The organism is Micromonospora sp. NPDC051227 (assembly GCF_044455385.1).
Lineage (GTDB): Bacteria > Actinomycetota > Actinomycetes > Mycobacteriales > Micromonosporaceae > Micromonospora.
Genome location: NZ_JBITET010000012.1, coordinates 120,662 through 139,801 on the forward strand (window position 1 = coordinate 120,662; position 19,140 = coordinate 139,801).

13 protein-coding genes are annotated in these 19,140 nt (G+C 73.3%); 7 read left to right on the forward strand and 6 right to left on the reverse strand.

Features of this window, described 5'->3' with window-relative positions; all coding sequences use genetic code 11:
• Position 1 precedes the first annotated feature (1 nt).
• The gene (locus ACIA47_RS25630; protein ID WP_396711050.1) at positions 2-2,848 is read right to left on the reverse strand and encodes a LuxR C-terminal-related transcriptional regulator; all 2,847 of its coding nucleotides are present in this window, start codon (positions 2,846-2,848) and stop codon (positions 2-4) included.
• Between the two features lie 143 nt (positions 2,849-2,991).
• Here ACIA47_RS25630 and ACIA47_RS25635 point away from each other — a divergent pair, with 143 nt between their 5' ends.
• From ACIA47_RS25635 to serS, 5 genes are all read left to right on the forward strand, one after another.
• Positions 2,992-3,432, forward strand: coding sequence for a hypothetical protein (locus ACIA47_RS25635; RefSeq protein WP_396711051.1), 441 nt, complete (start codon positions 2,992-2,994; stop codon positions 3,430-3,432).
• On the forward strand, positions 3,429-4,577 hold the full coding sequence (locus ACIA47_RS25640) for an alcohol dehydrogenase catalytic domain-containing protein (protein WP_396711052.1): 1,149 nt from the start codon (positions 3,429-3,431) through the stop codon (positions 4,575-4,577). The genes ACIA47_RS25635 and ACIA47_RS25640 overlap by 4 nt, the downstream gene beginning before the upstream one ends.
• 51 nt (positions 4,578-4,628) lie before the next feature.
• Positions 4,629-5,825 (forward strand): saccharopine dehydrogenase family protein, encoded by a 1,197-nt coding sequence (locus ACIA47_RS25645; RefSeq protein WP_396711053.1) that lies wholly within the window; start codon positions 4,629-4,631, stop codon positions 5,823-5,825.
• A gap of 25 nt (positions 5,826-5,850) precedes the next feature.
• Positions 5,851-6,933 (forward strand): MerR family transcriptional regulator, encoded by a 1,083-nt coding sequence (locus ACIA47_RS25650; protein WP_396711054.1) that lies wholly within the window; start codon positions 5,851-5,853, stop codon positions 6,931-6,933.
• 97 nt (positions 6,934-7,030) lie between these two features.
• Positions 7,031-8,314, forward strand: coding sequence for a serine--tRNA ligase (serS, locus tag ACIA47_RS25655; protein WP_203118578.1), 1,284 nt, complete (start codon positions 7,031-7,033; stop codon positions 8,312-8,314).
• A gap of 161 nt (positions 8,315-8,475) precedes the next feature.
• On the opposite strand, the gene ACIA47_RS25660 is transcribed toward serS, so the two are convergent.
• The 5 genes from ACIA47_RS25660 to ACIA47_RS25680 all read right to left on the reverse strand — a co-directional run bounded on the left by ACIA47_RS25660 (position 8,476) and on the right by ACIA47_RS25680 (position 16,436).
• Positions 8,476-11,622 carry a discoidin domain-containing protein gene (locus ACIA47_RS25660; RefSeq protein ID WP_396711055.1) on the reverse strand — a complete coding sequence of 1,049 codons (3,147 nt, stop codon included), beginning with the start codon at positions 11,620-11,622 and terminating at the stop codon, positions 8,476-8,478.
• 147 nt (positions 11,623-11,769) lie between these two features.
• Positions 11,770-12,660 (reverse strand): cytochrome c biogenesis protein CcdA, encoded by an 891-nt coding sequence (locus tag ACIA47_RS25665; RefSeq protein ID WP_396711056.1) that lies wholly within the window; start codon positions 12,658-12,660, stop codon positions 11,770-11,772.
• Positions 12,657-13,274, reverse strand: coding sequence for a TlpA family protein disulfide reductase (locus ACIA47_RS25670; protein WP_396711057.1), 618 nt, complete (start codon positions 13,272-13,274; stop codon positions 12,657-12,659). Before ACIA47_RS25670 ends, ACIA47_RS25665 begins: the two co-directional genes overlap by 4 nt.
• A 52-nt stretch (positions 13,275-13,326) precedes the next feature.
• Positions 13,327-14,790 carry an NADH-quinone oxidoreductase subunit NuoF family protein gene (locus ACIA47_RS25675; protein ID WP_203118573.1) on the reverse strand — a complete coding sequence of 488 codons (1,464 nt, stop codon included), beginning with the start codon at positions 14,788-14,790 and terminating at the stop codon, positions 13,327-13,329.
• Positions 14,790-16,436: a hypothetical protein gene (locus ACIA47_RS25680; protein WP_396711058.1), complete on the reverse strand. Its 1,647-nt coding sequence runs from the start codon at positions 16,434-16,436 to the stop codon at positions 14,790-14,792. Before ACIA47_RS25680 ends, ACIA47_RS25675 begins: the two co-directional genes overlap by 1 nt.
• 271 nt (positions 16,437-16,707) lie before the next feature.
• Here ACIA47_RS25680 and ACIA47_RS25685 point away from each other — a divergent pair, with 271 nt between their 5' ends.
• Positions 16,708-18,153 (forward strand): alpha-amylase family glycosyl hydrolase, encoded by a 1,446-nt coding sequence (locus tag ACIA47_RS25685; protein WP_396711059.1) that lies wholly within the window; start codon positions 16,708-16,710, stop codon positions 18,151-18,153.
• Positions 18,154-18,228: 75 nt separating this feature from the next.
• Positions 18,229-19,140 carry a L,D-transpeptidase family protein gene (locus tag ACIA47_RS25690; RefSeq protein WP_203118571.1) on the forward strand — a complete coding sequence of 304 codons (912 nt, stop codon included), beginning with the start codon at positions 18,229-18,231 and terminating at the stop codon, positions 19,138-19,140.

A 19,140-nucleotide genomic window follows, 5' to 3' on the forward strand; every position in this document is an offset into this window, starting at 1 on the left:
CTCAGATCAGCCGCAACTCGCGCGCCCGCCGGACCGCCTCGCGTCGGCGGGTCGCGTCGAGTTTGCGGTAGATGTTGCGGACGTGGGTCTTCACTGTGTTGACCGAGAGGGACAACTCGCTGGCGATCTCCACGTTGGACAGGATGCTCTGCAGGTAGCGCAGGATGGTCAGCTCCCGCTCGGTGAGCGGCTCGTCGAGCACGCCCCTCGGGCCGGCGGCTGGCCCGGGTGCGCCCTGTCCCACGCCCCGCACCAGGTCACTGACCAGCGTGAAGTGCGCGGTGCCCGCGTCCAGGTGTGCGGCCAGCAGGTCTCGCACGGGTGGTTCGGCGCGGGTGAAGACCCTTCGGCAGCCCTGCGGGCCGGCCAGGTCCAGCGTCTGCTCCAGGATCCGACCTGCCCGACGCCCGTCCCCGGCGCGCTGGGCCAGCACCGCGTCGAGGAGACCGGCGTCCAGGCGTACCGGTAGCGGCCAGGCCGTGGCGGCCGGCGCCTGCCAGTCCGGCAGGGTCCGCTCGGCGGTGGCGGCGTCGCCGGCCAGCAACTGCACCTTCGCCAATGTCACCGCGAGCACCGGGTCGGCTCCCTCGTCGGCGGCGTCGGCCAGCAGGTCGCGGGCGGAGTCCAGGTCGCCCCGCGTGGCCCGCAGTTCGGCTTCGGCGGCCCGCAGCAGACCGGTGAGCTCGTCAGCGGACGGCCGGTGGGCCAGCGCCTCCCGGGCCCGGACGAGCAGCCGCTGGCCGGTTGCCGGGTCGCCGGAGTCGCGGTGTAGCTGCGCCCGGCACAGGGCGGCCACCGTCACCGCCACCGGTTCGTCGGAGGCGGCGGTCAGCCAGTCGTCGCTCACCTCGGGTTCGCCGGGCCAGCCGCCTGTCACGTCGAGCGCCGGGAGGGCGAGGGCGAGGTTCGCGCTGGCCTCCTCGGGCTGGTCGCGCAGTAGCGCCACCACAGCGAGAGCCACGTACGCGTGGCCGCAGTCGAGCCGACAGGACCAGCCTCGACAGGGCGGCATGCCGAGCGCGTCCCTGGCCGCCTGCTCGGCTGCCCGCAGCTCGCCGCGCACCGCGAGCAGCAGCGCGGCGCGGCTCGCGGCGACCAGCTCGGTACGCGGCCGGCCGGCTTCCCGAGCGGCCGCCCGGGCCCGGACGAACCGGGCGGTGGGCAGCGCCCCGTCGGCCAACTCGACCAGCCCCAGCGCGGTACCGGTGAACGCCCGCAGGTCCAGGTCGTCGGCGGCGCCGCCACCACCGGCCGTCGGGGCGGAACCGATCACCCCGGTCGGCAGCCGGGTCGGCGTGGCTTCCGCCGGGCGGGTGCGCAGTAGGCGAGCGGCGGCGGCCCGGACCTCGGTGCGGTCGTCGGCGAGCCGGGCCACGGTCAGCTCCAGCGCGGTGACCAACCGCAGGAACCGGTCCCGGCGCGGCACCGGCAGGCCCGCGGCATGCCCGGCGGCGGCCCGCAGGTGACCGCTGGCGGCCGGCAGGTCACCGGCGTACGCGCGCTCGGCGGCGCAGGCCAACGCCACCTCCGGGTCGGCGCGGATCACCTCCGCTGGCGGCGGCGTGGGTGCCGGGGCGCGCACCGGGCCCCGGTCGTAGCGGGTCAACTCCGGCCAGTGCGCAACGAACAGGTCACCGGCCAGGTCCCAGCGGCCGGCGGCCAGGGCGTGCCGCAGAGCGTCGCCGGGCCGGCCATCGCCCGCGTACCAGTCGGCGGCCCGGACGTGCAGCTCACGCAGCTCGTCGGAGGGCAACCGGGCGAGGTCGGCGCGGAGCAGGTCGGCGAGCAGGGACTCGTACCGGTACCAGGGCGGCCGGGTGTCCTGCCGGTGCAGCAGACCACCGGTCCCGGCCAGGTCGGCCAGCACCTGCCCGGCGTCGGCGCGGCCGGTCAGCGCCTCGGCCAGGTCGGCGCAGACGGTGTCGACGACGGCGGTACGGCGCAGCAGATCCTCCTCGGCCGGGTCGAGCGTCGCCAGTACCTCCTCGTGCAGGTAGCCGGCGATCTCCGGCTGGTCTCCGCCGAACTGCCCCACCCAGCGTTCCGGGTCGGGCTGTCCGCGTACCGCCAGGGCGGCGATGCGCAGCGGGGCCGGCCAGCCGCCGGTGCGCTCCCGCAGCCGGTGCACGGCGGTCGCCGGCAGCGCGGCGCCGTGGGCGGTGAGCAGGTCGGCCACCTCGTCGTCGGTGAACGCCAGCTCGTCCGGGCCGATCTCGGTCAGCTCGCCGGCGAGGCGGAGCCGGTGCAGTGGTAGGTGCAGTCCGGCCCGCGCGCCGATCACCAGGCGGAGCCGCCGCCCGGCATGCCGCAGCAGGAACTCCAGGCCGGTCAACGCTGCCGGGTCGGCGACCCGGTGCAGGTCGTCCAGGATCAGCAGCACCGGCCGGTCGGCGGCGGCGAGCGTGGCGGCCAGCGCCTCCAACTGGTCGGGGCGGGGCGGTCGGTCGGGCACCGGGCCGCCCTCCGTCGCCCCGGTCGCCGAGCGCAGCGCCGCGGCGAGGTACGCCCAGAGCCGGTCGGAGTCGTCGCCGGCCTCCACCGACATCCACGCCGACACCGGGCCGTCAGCCGACGAGACCGACAGGTCGCCCGAGTCGGGCACGATCGCGCCCGGCTCCACGTCGGGTGACGCGCCGCCCAGCCGCATCCAGGAGGCGAGCAGGGTGGTCTTGCCCCAGCCGGCGGGGGCGGCCACCAGGGTGACCGGTCCCGCGCTGCCCTCGTCCAACCGGCGCAGCAGGCGGGGCCGGGCGACCACCGGCTCCGGCGGCACGGCCGGCGTCAGCCGGGACGCCAACAGCCGTGGCCCCTGTGCCGATTCGACGCGTACGTGATCCTGTTCCGGCACCCAGCCCCACCCCCACCACGCGCTCCGCCCCGGTCGGCGAGCGGTTACCCGGCAGGGGCCGGTTCACCCCTTCCGGGCGAGCGCGCTTCACCCGGGTGCGACCGACGATCGGGGGACGTGAACCGGGAGGACGGGTGGTACCGATGGGACGGCTGGCGCGGGCGGGACCCGCCCTGGGCGGCGCGGCGCTGGCCGGGGCGGCGCGGCTGCTGCGCGTACCCCATCGGGGTGCCCGACCTGGCGCGGACGGCGACGCTGCCGCGCCGGCCCGGTGGGAGGTGGTGACCGTCGACCGGCCGCCGGAGCAGGTGCTTCCGGAGGGCCGCTGGCCGGAGCCGCTGCGCCGCCTGGACGGGGCGGTCGAGGTGCGGGTGCGCCCGGCGCCCGGTGACCGGGGCACCGAACTGGCCGCCCGGCCGCTGGCCGGCGTCACCCCGCCCACCGGGCTGGCCGCGCATCTGGTCGGCGACGACCCAGGTCTGCTGGTCCGCCGGACCCTGTGCCAGATCAAGCAACGGGTGGAGGCCGGTGAGGTGCTCCGCGCGGACCGGTCCGCGCTGGACCGCCCCGAGGTCCACGGGTGAGAGCGCTGTGTTGGGTGGCCGCCGGAGAGCTGGCGGTACGCCAGGTTCCCGACCCGGAGCTGCGCAACGAGCGTGACGTCATCGTCCAGGTGCGGCGTAGCGCCACCTGCGGAGGTGACCTGCCGCTGCTGGCCGGCCGGCACCCGCTGCTGCGGCCCGGCGACGTGCTGGGCGCGGAGTTCATGGGCGAGGTGGTGGAGGTCGGCCCGGGGGTCCGCCGACACCGCGCCGGCGACCGGGTGGTCGTCGCCGCGAGCGTGGCCTGCGGCGGTTGCTGGTACTGCCGGAAGGGCCTGCACTCCTGCTGCGACAACGCCCATGCCGACCTGGCCAGCGCCGACCCCGACTGGGTTCGCTCCGACGCCGGCTGTTTCGGCCGGCCCCGGGCGACGGGCGGTTTCGCGGGTGGCCACGCGGAGTACGTGCGGGTGCCGTACGCCGACGTGAGCGCCTTCCGGGTGCCGGACGCCGTCGACGACGACCGGGCGGTGTTCGCCGCGGACGTGGCGCCGACCGGGTGGCTCGCCGCCGAGTTGGGTGCGGTGCGTCCCGGCGACGTGGTGGCGGTCTGGGGTGCCGGGGCGGTGGGTCAGTTGACCGCCCGGACGGCGGTGTTGCGGGGCGCCGCCCGGGTGCTGGTCGTGGACCGGCACGAGGAGCGGTTGCGGATGGCCGAGCGGCACTCCGACGCCGAGCCGCTCGACTACCGCCGCACCGACGTCGCGGCCGAACTGCGCGACCGTAGCGGTGGGCGCGGGCCGGACGTGTGCGTGGTGGCGGTCGGCACGCCGCCGGCCCGGTCGAGGGCGGACCGGTTCGGTGGCCAGCACGCCGACCGGCCGGACGCGCTGCGGGAGGCCGTGCACGCGTGTCGCAAGAGCGGCGTGGTGGTGGTGCTCGGCGGGACGGGCGGGTTCGTCGACGCGTTCCCGCTGGGTGCGCTGACCGAGCGGCGGCTCACGCTGCGCGGCGCCGGTCGACCTGATCTGCGGGACGTGCCGATGCTGCTGGACCGGATGGCCCGTGACGAGCTGCGGACCGAACACCTGGCCACCCACCGGCTGCCGTTGGCGCAGGGCCCCGAGGGGTACGCGCTGTTCCGGGACCGGGCCGACGGCTGCGTACGCGCCGTGTTCACGCCCTGACTCCCCACTCGTGATCACCTCATCGTCGGCGGTAGATGGCAGACTCCGGGGATGGCCGTGGAGCGAACGTACGACGTGGTGTTGTTCGGAGCGACAGGGTTCACCGGCGGCCTGACCGCTGAATACCTGGCCCGACACGCGCCTGCCGAGCTGCGCTGGGCGCTGGCCGGGCGCAACCCGCAGCGCCTCGCCGCCGTACAGGACCGGCTCGCCGCGATCGACCCGAGCCTGGCCGACCTGCCGCTGCTCACCGCCGACGTGACCGACGCCGACTCCCTGCGGGCGGTGGCGGAGAGCGCCCGGGTGGTGGCCAGCACCGTCGGCCCGTACATCCACCACGGGGAGCCGCTGGTCGCGGCCTGCGCCCGGGCCGGCACCGACTACCTGGACATCACCGGCGAGCCGGAGTTCGTCGACCTCATGTACGTGCGCCACCACGCCGAGGCGACAGGCACCGGCGCACGGCTGGTGCACGCCTGCGGCTTCGACTCCGTCCCGCACGACCTGGGCGTCTGGTTCACCGTCAAGCAGCTGCCCGCCGACGTCCCGATCACCGTTGACGGGTACGTACGCGCCGGCGGCCGGTTCTCCGCCGGCACCTACCACTCGGCGCTCACCGCGTTCTCCCGTTCCGGGCAGGCCAGCCAGGCCGCCCGGGCCCGCCGGGCGGTCGAACCGCGCCCCACCGACCGGCGGGTCCGAGCGGTGCCGGGCCGGCTGGCGCGCTCGGCGGAGCTGGGCATCTGGACCGTGCCGCTGCCGACCATCGACCCACAGGTGGTCCGCCGCTCGGCCACGGCCCGCCCGGAGTACGGCCCGGACTTCCGCTACCGGCACTTCGCCGCCGTGAAACGGCTGCCCACCGTGCTGGCCGGCGCGGCCGGGCTCGGCGCGCTGATCGGGCTGGTGAAGCTGCCGCCCAGCCGTCGCTGGCTGCTCGGCCGGCTCGCATCCGGGCAGGGGCCAACCGCCCAGCAGCGAGCGTCGTCCTGGTTCCGGGTCCGGTTCGTCGGCACCGGCGGCGGGCAGCGGGTGGTCACCGAGGTCGCCGGCGGTGACCCCGGCTACGACGAGACGGCGAAGATGCTCGCCGAGTCGGCGCTGTGCCTGGCGCTCGACGAGCTGCCGCGGACCGCCGGCCAGCTCACCCCGGTCGCCGCGATGGGTGACGCGCTGCTCGACCGGCTCGTCCGGGCCGACCTCACCTTCCGGGTGCTCAAGCGGGAGACGCGGGAGCCGTCGGCTTGACCCTCAACCGGGTCGAGGGGGCAGGATGCCCAGCGTGAGCGACCTGCACAGCATCGGCGAGCTGGCTCGGGCCAGCGGCCTGACCGTCAGCGCACTGCGCTTCTACGACTCGGCGGGGGTGCTGGAGCCGACAGTGGTCGACCCGGTGACCGGCTACCGCTGGTACACGGAGGGGCAGATCGCCCCGGCCCGACTGGTGGCCGGGCTGCGCCGGATCGGCATGCCGGTGCCGGAGATCGCCGCCGCGGTACGCGCCGAGCCGGCCGTGGTGCACCAACTGCTCGACGCGCACCTGCGCCGGCTGGCCGACGGGCTCAGCGACGCCCGCCGCGAGGCCGACCGGCTCCGGGGCCTGGTGGACCCGGCCCCGCCGACCGCCACCACCCTGCTGGTCGCCCCGGCCGCCCTGGCCGCCGCGCTCGACGCGGTGCGTTTCGCCGTCGGCGTCGATCCGGAGCTGCCGATGCTCGCCGGCGTGCTGTTCGACGTGGAGTCCGACGGCGTCCGGCTCGTCGCCACCGACCGGTACCGGCTCGCGCTGGCTCGGGCAGGGGCCGAGGTCGACGGACCGCCGGTGCGGGTGTTCGTGCCGGTGGCCCTCGTCGACCAGCTCCGGCCACTGCTCGACACCGCCGACACCTGGCCGGTACGGCTGACCGTGGCGGGCGCGGACCTGCGGGTGCGGGTGGCCGACCGCACGCTGACCGGCGCCGCCCTGCCGTACGACTTCCCGGACTACCACCGGCTGCTACGCAAGTCCGTCGGTGAGCGGCCGACCGCGCACCGGATCCCGGTGGACGTGGCCGCGCTGCGCGCCGCGCTGGCCGACCCGGCGGCCCCCACTGTCGCCCTCGACCACGACGGCACGACCCGGAAGGTCACCGTGCTCGGTGTCGACGACCAGGGCGGGCTGCGGCTGCTTCCCGCCGCCGACCTGGGCACCGACGCGCTGCGGGTCGGGGTGGACGGTGGTTATCTGCTGGACGCGCTGGACGCGGCCGGCGCGCCGCAACTGGTGTTGGAGCTGGACGGACCGATCGCCCCGCTGGCCGTACGCCGACCGGACGACGCCGACACCTACTCGGTGCTCATGCCGATCCGGCTCTGAGTCGGCGGCCAGCACTCCCCGTCCGGGGAGGAAAAGCCCGCGACGGTAGCATCTGGTGGTTCACCTGTGAACCCCGGACGGAGGCGTACGGAGCAGCATGCTCGACATGGAGTTGATCCGGAAGGATCGCGAGGCGGTGGCGACCGCGCTGGCGAAGCGTCTGGATCCCGCCGAGGTCAACCGTGCCCTGGACGAGATCCAGCGGCTCGACCAGGAACGCCGCGCCCTGATCACGGAGATCGACGCCGAGCGGCAACGCCGCAAGGCCGAGGCCCGGGCGTACGCGCAGGCGAAACGGGCCGGCGAGGAGCCGCAGGCCGCCGCGCCGGAGGCGGAGCGTAAGCAGCTCGCCGAGCTGGAGTCCCAGCTGGACGAGGTGCAGGCCCGGCTGCGCGACGCGATGAGTGAGCTGCCCAACCTGCCCAGCGACGACGTGGTGGCCGGCGGCAAGGAAGCCAACCGGGTGGTGAAGACCTTCGGCGAGCCGCCGGTGATCGAGAAGGTCCGCGACCACGTGGAGCTGAGCCGCGCGTTGGGCCTGGTCGACTACGAGCGCGGGGTCAAGCTCGGTGGGTCCGGTTTCTGGATCTACACCGGGGTCGGCGCCCGGCTGGAGTGGGCGCTGCTCAACTACTTCGTCGACCAGCACATCAAGGCCGGTTACGAGTTCCTGCTCCCGCCGCACCTGCTGCTGGACTCGGCCGGCTTCGCCGCCGGGCAGTTCCCCAAGTTCTACGACGACGTCTACCACCTGGACTCGGCGTCCGCCCCGCGCGGCCAGTTCCTGCTGCCCACGTCGGAGACGGCGATCCTCGGCGCGTACCAGGACGAGATCCTGGAGACCCCGAAGCTGCCGCTGAAGGCGTTCGCGTACACCCCGTGCTACCGGCGGGAGTCGGCCGGCTCGCACTCGGACGAGCGCGGCACGGTTCGGGGGCACCAGTTCAACAAGGTGGAGATCTTCCAGTTCACCCTGCCGGAGCAGGCGGACGCGGCGCTGGAGGAAATGCTCGCCCACGCCGAGAGCCTGGTCGAGGGGCTGGGTCTGCACTACCAGCGCACGCTGCTCTCGGCCGGTGACGCCAGCGCCTCGATGAAGAAGACCCTCGACATCGAGGTGTGGATGCCGAGCACCGGCAAGTACAAGGAGGTGTCGTCGGTCTCCTGGGCCGGCGACTACCAGGCTCGTCGGGCGGCCATCCGTTACCGCGAGCCGGGCGGCAAGCAGACCCGCTTCGTGCACACCCTCAACGGGTCGGCGCTGGCCACCAGCCGGCTCTTCCCGGCCATCCTGGAGCAGTACCAGCAGGCCGACGGCAGCGTCCTGATCCCCAAGGTCCTCCAGGACCGCCTGGGCACCGACCGCCTGACCCCGCGCTAGCTGGAGGACAACGCTCCCCGCACCTGGTCGACGGCGGCGGGGGGGGGGGGGGGGGGCCCCCCCCCCCCCCCCCGCCGCCGTCCACTCGGCCACGAGTGTGACACCGTGGTCAGTCCCGACGCTGAGCTGCTCCGGCTTCAGCGCGGACGTGCGGTGCCGGTTCAGGCACCGAACACCTCCGCGTGGGTCAGTCGGGCGTCACCGGGCTGCCAGTCGGCAACCGCGATCGCCACGTACCGCCCGGAGGACCTGGTCGAGATGGTGGTCTCGGGTCGCGGCTTCGGGACCGAGGCGACCGCCACGTAGCTGAGCCCGTCGGCAGAGGTGGCTACGGTGATCGGCCGCCGCCGACCGGGGGTCCAGGTCAGGCGGACCGATGCCAGATCCTGGAGCGATCCGAGGTCGATCACCAATCGGCCGGTCGGGCCGGGTTGCCAGGCGGTATCCGGGTCTCCGTCGACGGCGGCCGACGGGTCGGTCATGCCAGCCGGGAGCGGTGACGTCGGGTAGGTCGTCCGAGACCGGGCCAGGTCGCTGGTTGGCGTCACCGTCCCGCCCGCGAACGCGACGTCCCGGCTGCGTCCAGCGGGTACCGTCACCCGCCGTCGGGCACCGCCGGCCGCGGACTCCAACTCCACCATCACGATGTGCTCGGCGGGTGCGGTGATTCGGAGGTGGTGCGAGTCGGTGACGTCGAACCGGGTACCGGCGGGAATCGACTTCGCCGGCCGTGCCGCGGTCGCGGTGAACCGCGGCGGCTCGACGCGTGCGGTGGCGGCGGCAAGGTCGACCTGATAGCTGGTGGTCCCGGATCCGGTGACCTGGCTTCCGTGGTACAGCCGCAGCGTGGCGTGCTGCGACAGGGTGACGGCCGCCGTCGTGATGTCGTCGTCGGACAGGTTGAGCAGGCTCAGGTATCCGTCCGCGTCACTCACCCGCAACGCCTCCGGACCGCCATTGGGCAGGGTTCGAGACGCCGCGGCGGCCAGGGCCGACCTGCTCGCGCCCGTGTACCCCTCGATGATCAGCCGAGTGCTGCCGGTGGCCGGCCCGCTGGACAGGGTGACGGTGGTGGCGGTCACGGTGATCGGGTTCTGGCCGTTGTGGACTACCAGACCCGCTCGTCCGTCGACGTCCAGCCAGGAGCCGGCGATGGTCGGGCTGTCCGGCACGACCGCCGCGTCGCTCCAGTTGGTGCCGTCCAGAGAGGTCTGGATGACGTACCGGGTGCCGTACGCGGCCTCCCAGTCCAGGCGTACGCCGCTGATGTCGATGGACTCGCCGAGGTCGACGGCGAGCCAACTGTCCGCGCGGCCGCGTTCCTCCCGGGCGACCGCCCAGCGGGTGCCGGCGTTGCCGTCGGTCGCGTTCCGTGCGGGGTAGGCGGGGTCGGCGGACGAGGCCGTGGTGGGCCGACCGGTGGCGAGGTCGATCCCGCTGGCACCGAGCACGGCGAAGGCGAACAGCGAGTAGCCGTACTGGTTGACGGGGGATCGGCCGAGCATCCGCACGTACCTGGCTGGACGAGGCGCAAAGCTGATCCGGTCGGTTCCGCCGTCGCCGAGGCCCTGTTGCCCAGCCAGGGTGACGGACCCCTGTTCACCGGTGAAGGTGCGGGTGCCGGTGAGCCCGGGTACACCGGGCATGTCCAGGTTGAACAGGGTGAGCGCGCCCTCATCGGCACCGATGCCGGTGGTGGCGTACACGACCGTCCCGGTGGGCAGCGTGACGTATCCCGCGGTGCCGCCGGCGACGCGTAGAACGGTGGCCGTGGCGTCGAGACCGTCCCGGGCCATGGTGTACGCAGCGGAGGTGCGACCGAGGACCGGCGCCGACTGCCTCGGCAGCAGTGAGGCGGCCCGGGTGTCGAACAACCAGTTGTCGTGGGCGGGGGCCCACAGGAACGAGACGTACCCGGTCTTGCTGACCGCCGCGGCGAAGGCGGTCGGGGTTTGCTGGGCGGTCAGCCCGGCCTGCTCCCCGAAGTCCCGGGTGCCCGCCGCCGCCGCGAAGAACGTGGTGCTGGCGACCGGCTCGACCACGCCGCCGTTGGCTGCCCGCCAGGAATGGAAGAGATAACTGATGGCGAGTTCGGCCCGTGCCTCGGGCTCGTACTTCGGCTCGCCGCTGAACTTGGTGAGCCGATACTCGGGCGGGTAGTTCAGGTAGGGCATGAGCCGGTCGGCGAGGTCCGCCTCGGCCCGGGCGGCGTGCCGGTCGCCCTGGACCTGCGCGAGGAAGGCGAGCGGCAGGACATCACGGCCGTACAGGTGGTAGCGGTCCGCGACCATCGGCATGAAGGGTTCGCCAGCATCGCTGGCCAGCAGCCGCATGGTCCGCCACAGCTGGGCGGCGCTGGGCTGCCGGGTGAGTGCCTCGGGAAGCGGTTGGCCGGCGGTCAGGAAGTGCGCAGCGGTACGACCCGCAGTGCGCCACAGTTCTTCCTGGTAGTGCGGGCCGAAGGAGCCGTGATTCTCGACGAGGAACGTGTCGTGGATGTTGTGGGCGGTGTTCCAGTCCGCGACCGCCCGCCCGTCGATGACGGCGGGGTTGGCGCGGTCGGCTGCGGGTAGTCCGGTCGCGTTGAGCGTCCACGTCAGGAACCGCTCGCGCCACGCCGCGGCTGCGGGGTCGTCCGTCGCCCAGGCCAGGCCGGGCGCGATCGCCTGGGCGTAAACCCCCATCTCCTCGAGCTTGGTGTCACCGGTCCAGCCACCGGTGAGGCCGTTCGGCGTCCAACTGCCACTCAGCGGGTCGTTACCGGTGCCGAGGGAATGGGCGTACGCGGCCTGCCCGCGGGCGATGCGGTCAACGTTGTTGCGGGTCACCTCGTCCAGTTCGGACCACAGCAGTCGGGCGGCCAGGACGAAGTACAGCTCGAAGGTGCTGTCCCAGAAGAGCTGTCGGCCCCACTCGGTGCCGCCGGCGAGCCGGTTGGTGGCCGCAAATCGGCGGATGGTGGCGACGGTACGGGCGTGGAGCGTGTCCCGGTCGACGCCCGCGGCCGCCGGGTCGTACCCGGGCGAGATGAGCAGGACCGCGTTACCGAGGACGACCGCGAACCTGAAGTCCGCGAGGCGGTATGCGTTGATCGCCGGATCCCATTGCTCCTCGGCCCATCGGGTGTGGGCGAGCAGCAGCGCGTGGTAGGTGCTGGCAACCGGGCCGGTGGCCGCGGCGTATGACGAGGTGGCGGCTGGCGCGGCCTGGGCGGTGGCGGCGGGTCGGGTGATGGCGAGTCCAGCGCCGACGGCGCTGCCAAGGATGAGGAGCCGCCGCCTGCTCAACTCGAATTCGGATATACGCATGGTGGCCCTTCGGTGTGACAACGTTGTCAGACAGACTGTGACGATCGTTTCCGGATGTCAAGGCCAACGTCGTTGCCTCAGGGCTTCGGCCGGCGGGGGTCCCGGTACCGCAGGACACCCCCGACCTTCCGGCCGTCGATCATGAAGTTATTGCCCGTCCCCTCGGCGTGTCGTAAGTTCATGATCAACGAGGCCGGGTGGGGTGCGGAGACGGTGGGTGCGGGCCCGGGTCAGGCCCGCCAGGATCAGCAGGGCCGCCAGGGTGGCTACGAGCAACACCGGGCCGATGGCGTCCAGGGCGTTGGCCAGAGTGTGTTGGACCCGGGACGCCGCTTGGATGACCGGGTCGTGCAGGGCGTCGCGACGGCCGGCGGCCAGCCGTAGCTCGTACCAGCCGTACCAGGCGACGTAACCGCCGGCGACCAGCAGCATCAGGCCACTGAGGCGGGGCACCAGCGCGCCCGCGACGCGCAGCCGGGCCACCAGGCCGTCGCGCAGCAGCGCCACCCCGAGCGCGGCGACCGCGACCACCAGACCCATCCCGAGGGCGTACGCACCGAACAGCGCCAACCCCTGACCGGTCGAGCCGGCCTGGAGGCTGGTCACCACGATGGCCAGGAACGGCGCGATGGCGCAGCCGAGTGACGCCAGCGCGTACGCCGCGCCGAACAGCACCATCGACGGCCAGGACCGGGTCAGTCGGGGCGCCCGGGCGGACCAGCCGGGGGCGGGCAGCCGCCGACCGGCGAGCAGCCAGCAGCCGGCCACCACCAGCAGCACGCCGAGCGCCACTGTCAGCCACGGCAGCCGGGGCCGCAACCAGCCGGCCAGCGGCGCGAGCGCCAGGCCGAACGCGCCGAACACCAGCACGTACCCCACTGTCAGCCCGGCCGCCGCGGTGAGCGCGCGGCCGACCGCGCCGCGGGTGTCCGACCCGGCGACCAACAGCGAGAGGTACGCGGGCAGCAACGCGAAGCCACACGGGTTGACCGCGCCGAGCATGCCGGCGGTCAGCGCGAGCAGCAGTGTGGCGGTCACGCCCCGGCCAGTGCGGCAACCTTGGCGGTGAGCGCCTCACCGTCGAGGAAGCCATGGTGGACGACAGTGCCGTTCCGGTCGATGATCACGAAGATGCTCTGCTCGGTTACCTTGAACCGCTTCCAGAGCGCGCCCTTGGTGTCCTCGATCTGTGGTGTCGCACCGAGGTCGAACTCGGTGACGAACTCCTTCATGGCCTTCCGCTCGCCCAGCCCGGCGACGCCGACGATCGGCACGGTGTCCCGGTACCGGGGTGCGATCTCGGCCACCGTCCAGGCCTGACTCGCGCAGGTGGCGCACCACGGCGCCCAGAACCACAGCACCACCGGTTTGCCGGCGAGCTGTGCCGCGTCGAACGCGGCCCCACCGAGCGTGGTCCCGGTGAAGCGCAGCACGTCCGGGACCTGCGCTGGGGCGGCGGGTGGTCCGCCGGTGGCAGCGCCGGTCGGCGTGGACGGGGTGCCGGTCGAGGCCGGGGCCGATCCGGCGGCGGCGGGTCCACCCGGCGCGGTGCCGGTACAGGCGGCGACGCCGAACAGGGCCACCACGAGCGCCCCGGCGGTGGCGGCACGGCGGAACTGCCCGGCCGCTGTCCACGCCCTGCTGATCCGCATCCGCTTCTCCGTCTCCGGTCCGGAAGGGACCCTTGCTGGACCTGAGGCTTTCCTACTCGGCCTTGGCGAGTCGGAGAGCCAACTCCGGGCAGACCTTGACCGCCTTCAGCGCGCCCTCGCGCAGCCAGGTCGGCACGGGGGTGGCCGGGAAGGCGGGATATCCGTTCGCGTCGAGCCGGATGAAGTCCGGTACGACGTGCGCGCAGAGGCCGTGCCCGTCGCAGCGGGACCAGTCCAGGCTGAGCTTCTGCGGGTTCGCGTCGGGTGCGCCCGGCAGCCCCATCACGCCCTTGACCCGACGGCCACAGCCGTCACCGGTGCTGTGCAGCCGCAGGTCCTCGGCGAAGACCTCGATCGCGGAGAGCGCGAACCGGGCGGTGCCGTCCGGGTGGCTGCACGCGCCCCGGCCCTTCACCTCGCCGGCTGCGGCGCGCACCACGTCCGCCGGTTGGCTGCCGGCGACGGCCAGGTCCACCGCGCGGGCCAGGTCCGGCAGGCCCATCTTGCACGGCCCGCACTGGCCGGCGGACTCGCCGGCCAGGTAGCGCACCACCTGGGCGGCCTCACCGAGCGGGCAGGTGTCGACACCGAGCGGGACGATGATGCCCGCGCCGAGGGTGCCGCCGACGGCGGCCAGGCCCTTGCGGGAGACCTCGGCCTTCTCCGCAGCCTCCGGAGTGATCCACTTGCCGTGGTAGCCGCCCATCAGGATGCCCTGGACGTCCGGCACCTCGCAGAGATCGAGGACGTCCCGCAGCGGCATACCGGCTGTGCACTCCACCACCGCCGGTCGGCCCGCCGCACCGGTCACTGTGAGCAGCACGGTGCCCGGCTCGTCGTCGGTGCCGAGCGCCGCGTACTCGTACGGGCCCAGTCGGGCGCCGACGGCGAGCTGGGCGAACGTCTCGGCGTTGGACAGCAGGGTGGGCAGGCCGCTGACCCCGGAGTCGCTGGAGCGCTTCTTGGTGCCCGGCGGGATGTGCGGCAGCCCGTTGATCCCGTTGACCAGTGCGCCGCCCTCGCCGGAGATGAACCGGTGCGGCACCGTGACGATCGTCGTCTGCACCGGCATCCGGCGCTCGTCGAGAGCCTCCATCAGCGAGTCCCGGCCGACCCCGTCGTCCGCCACGCCGATCACGATCTCGTCGGCGTCCAGCGCGTACGCGGCCAGCGCCGCCCCGTCCAGGATCAGGTGCGGGGCGCGGGTCAGCAGCACCTTGTCCTTCCAACTGGCCGGCTCCCCCTCGGTGGCGTTGACGACCACCACTGCGGCGAGGTCCTGCCGCTCGCAGGACTCCAGCACCGCGCGCAGTTTGCGGGCGAACGGGAAACCCGCTCCGCCCTTGCCCTTGAGCTGCATGCCCTCGGCGAGCTGGAGCAGCTGCGCCGGCTCCATCGGGCCGATCGGCCCGTGCACCTCCTCGTGCGCGAGCAGGTCGAGCCGGCCGTACTCGGCGAAGCCGGCGGTGAGCCGCGGTTCGCCCACACAGGCGACCGGTGGCACGGCGGTCCGCATCACTTCGCCTCACCCCGCAGCCCGGCCCAGTACGCCCCGTCCACCGCGTCGGCGCTGGCCTTGCGACGCTTGGACTTGCCCTCGCCGGCTGCCCGTCGAGCACGGCGGGACGCCAGGTCGACAAGGGTCGGGGTGTCGTCGACGGGCGGTGCCACCTCGTCCGGCACGTACCGGGCCGGCGGACGCCAGTAGTCCGGCTCCTCGGGCAGGTCGTCCTCGGCGCTGTGCCGGCCGCTGCCGCTGCGCGGCGCCGCCGATATCGGGCTGCTGGAGATCGGGCCGGCCGAGATCGGCTCGACGGAGATCGGGCCGGCGGAGATGGGCTCGTCGGCCTGCCACCGGCGTGGACTGTCCCACGGCTCCTCGGCGTCGTCGAAGGTCGACCGCGGCGGCGCCGGGTAGCGGCTGCCGTCGTCCTCGCTGCGGGACCGGCGACGGGACCGTTCAGAGGTGGGCTCATCGGTGCGTCGCCGGCCGGTCGGCGCGGCCTCGTCGCGGGTGCGGGAGCCGCGCCGCCGGGTCACCGGCTCCAACTCCTCCTCGTCGCGTCGGCGGGTGCCGGTCTCCTCCACGCTGCGGCGGGCCGACCGGCTGGTAGTGCTCTCCTCCGCCCGCCGGCCACGCGAGGACCGTTCGGTGTCGCGGCGGGCCGCCGGCTCCTCCTCCCGCCGACGTCGACTGGGCCGGGCCGGCTCGACGAGGGAACCGGGCTCAGGCACCACCGGGACGGTGAACCGTTCGGGGTCACGTCGCGCGGCCGGGGCGGCCCAGGTGGCGGTGGTGGTGTCCGCCCAGGCGGGCCGCTTGTCGGCGGCCTTCGGGCGCCGACCCAACCCGGCCAGCAGCGTTCGGGCGGTCTTCGCCTCCTCGGCCCGGCCGGCCATCACCGCGTTGCGCACAGCGGCCTGGTGCTGCTCGCGGCTGCGCCGACCGATGGTGACCGAGAAGCGGACCAGCAGGGCCAGCACCACCAGCAGGATGCAGCCCAGGTAGCTGAACGCCACCCAGGGCGCTGCGGCCCGGCCGGCGTTGAGGCCGTGCAGCACGGCGAACGGCCAGGCCAGGTACGCGGTGGAGTGCAGCGTGCGCCACAGCCACTTCGGACCGACGCCGGCGAAGCGGGCCCGGATGATGCCGGTCCAGATCACGCTTACCATCAGCAGCGCGGCCACAGTGCCGAGCCCGACGTAGAGCCCTCGGCCGCCGACGAACGGCACCAGCGCGTCGGTCGCCGCCGCCCGCCCGGTGGCGACCTTGGTGAGGACATGGAAGCCGAGCCCGGCCACGCCCAGCACGCCGGTGGCCCGGTGCGCCGACTGCATCAGCACCCGGTGCGGGATGCGCAGCACCAGTCGGTCGGTGGCGAGCAGGCCGAGCATCACGGTGAGGCTCAACGCCACCAGGGAGACCACCCCGGCGAAGAACTCGGTGAAGAAGAAGCCGTACGCGTACGCCGTCTGACCGGTGCCGGTCAGCATGATCGCCGCCCAGAGCGCGGCGAGCACCGACGCGATCAGCAGGGCGCTCGCCGACCGTGACGGGGTGCGCACCCCCCGACTGCTTTCGCTGGTCCGGACGGTCGCCGCCTTCTTGTCCTGCTGTGCCCGGGCCATCTGCTCCTCGATCGTCTCGCGGCGGCGTACCACCGGCCGACCCCTGCTCCCCCATCCAGTACGGACCGGCGGGGCGCGCGGATCACCCGCCGACAGAAATTTCTGGACCGGAATCGAACCGAGGGGCGCGGCCGTGCGTTGTACCCGCCCTCACCCACCGATCCGAACAGTGACGAATGTCCATGCATTGACAGTCGCCGCAACACGCTTGTAACCTTTCAGCAAATTTCAGCCAGGCTTGCAAGATTCCGGCAACCCGACACTCCCCCACCGCACCACCACCCCGCTCCCGTCAGGAGTCCCCATGCACCGACGTCGACGCGGCTCGGCGCTCCTCGCCCTCGGCCTGATCGCCAGCCTGCTCGTCCCCACCGCCGTGACGGCACCCCCGGCCGTCGCCGCCCCGTCCGGCGGCAAGAAGGTCATCGTCCAGCTCTTCGAGTGGAACTGGCCCTCGGTGGCCAGCGAGTGCCAGAGCACCCTCGGCCCGAAGGGTTACGGCTTCGTGCAGGTCTCGCCCCCGCAGGAGCACGTGCGGGGCAACCAGTGGTGGCTGGCGTACCAGCCGGTCAGCTATCGGATCGAGTCCCGCAAGGGCACCCGGGCCCAGTTCCAGTCGATGGTGAACACCTGCCACGCGGCCGGGGTCAAGGTGATCGTCGACGCGGTGATCAACCACATGTCCGGTCAGGACAACGCCGGCACCGGCTGGGCCGGCTCGTCCTACTCGCACTACGACTACCCGGGCATCTACCAGACCCAGGACTTCCACCACTGTGGGCGCAACGGCGGCGACGACATCGCCAACTACAACGACCGGTACGAGGTGCAGAACTGCGAGCTGGTCAACCTCTCGGATCTGTTGACCGAGTCGGACTACGTTCGTACGAAGATCGCCTCGTACCTCAACGACCTGCTCTCGCTCGGCGTCGACGGCTTTCGACTGGACGCCAGCAAGCACATGCCGGCCGCCGACATCGCCGCCATCAGGGGCAAGCTGTCCCGCTCCGCGTACATCGTGCAGGAGGTCATCCACGGCGCCGGCGAGCCGGTCCAGCCGAGCGAGTACACCGGCAACGGTGACGTGCACGAGTTCCGCTACGGCAAGGACCTGGCCCGGGTGTTCCGCTCCGAGCGGTTGGCGTACCTGCGCAACTTCGGCGAGGGCTGGGGGCACCTGCCCACCGGCCCGGCCTCGGTGTTCGTCGACAACCACGACACCCAGCGCGACTCCGGTGGGGTGCTGACCTACCGCGACCGGGGCATCTACGCGCTGGCGAACGCCTTCATGCTGGCCTGGCCGTACGGCTCGCCGACCGTCATGTCCAGCTACACCTTCAGCAACCGCGACGCCGGCCCACCGTCGGACAGCGCCAACAGGACGCTCAACACCACCTGCTACTCCGGCTGGGAGTGCGAACACCGCTGGCCGGTGATCGCCAACATGGTCGGCTTCCGCAACGCCACCGAGGGCGCCGGCGTGGTCAACTGGTACGACAACGGCAACAACCACATCGCGTTCAGCCGCAGCGGCAAGGGTTTCATCACCGTCAACGACGAGGACGCCGCTGTGAACGGCCGCTCCTACTACACCGGGCTGCCCGCCGGTCGATACTGCGACGTCATCCACGGCACGTACGCGGGCGGCACGTGCAGCGGACCGGTGATCACGGTGGACGGTACCGGCTGGTTCGCGGCGAACGTGCCGGCGCACGACGCCGTGGCCATCCACATCGGCGCGCGAATCTGACTCGACAGGGGCCTCCGGACGGCGGGTCTCGCCGAACCGGGGGCCCCGAGGCATCCGCCACCATAGAGTGGTTTCGTGCCGTTTGACCGAAAGACTCCGTACCGCCGTCGCGGCCTCTGGGTGGCCGCCGCGATCGGCGTACCCGCGCTGCTGGTGACCGCGCTGCTGGTCGGCCAGGCCCTCACCCCGAGCTCGACGGCCCCCGACGACCGCAACGTGGTGGCAGCCGACCCCACTCCGAACAGTGTGGAGCAGATCCCGGAGGAGTCGATCCCCCCGGCCGCGCCCGCCCCGGACGGGCTGCCGGTGGTCGACTACGACCCCGCACCCGGAGGGTTCCCCGCCGACCCGAACACCATGGACGTCACGCCGCTGACCGACGGCGCGCATCCGACCCGACGGATCGCCGCGTACGACGCGCCCGGCGGTCGGCCACGCGCCTTCCTTGAACCGACCATCCGCGGTGTCGAGCTGACCATGCCGATCGCCCAGCGGCGTGCCGGCTGGACCGCAGTGCTCCTGCCCTCGGCCAACCGCCGGCTCGCGTGGCTGCCGCCCGGCGGGTTCGAGACGGTGCCGCTACGCGACCAGATCGTGGTGGAACGCAAGGTCCACCGGCTCACCTGGTACCGGGCCGGCAAGGCGGTGCGCTCCTGGGAGGTCAGCCTCGGCCAGTCGGGGCAGGAGACTCCACTCGGGCGGACCTTCATCCTGGGCCGCACCCCACCGCCGGAGGAGGTCTACGGCGGGGTGGACATCTACGCCCTCGGTTCGGTGCCCGACGACCCGGAGTCGGTGCCGTCCGGGCTGCGCGGCGCGCACATCGGGGTGCACACCTGGAGCCACGACGGCGAGCTGGGCGAGAACACCACGAACGGCTGTATCCGGCTGACCCGCAGCGGTCAACGGGAACTGCTCGCCGAGGTCCGTCCCGGTAGCAGCGTCGTCGTGGTCGACAGACTGGCCGCCCCACCGCCGACCGCCTGA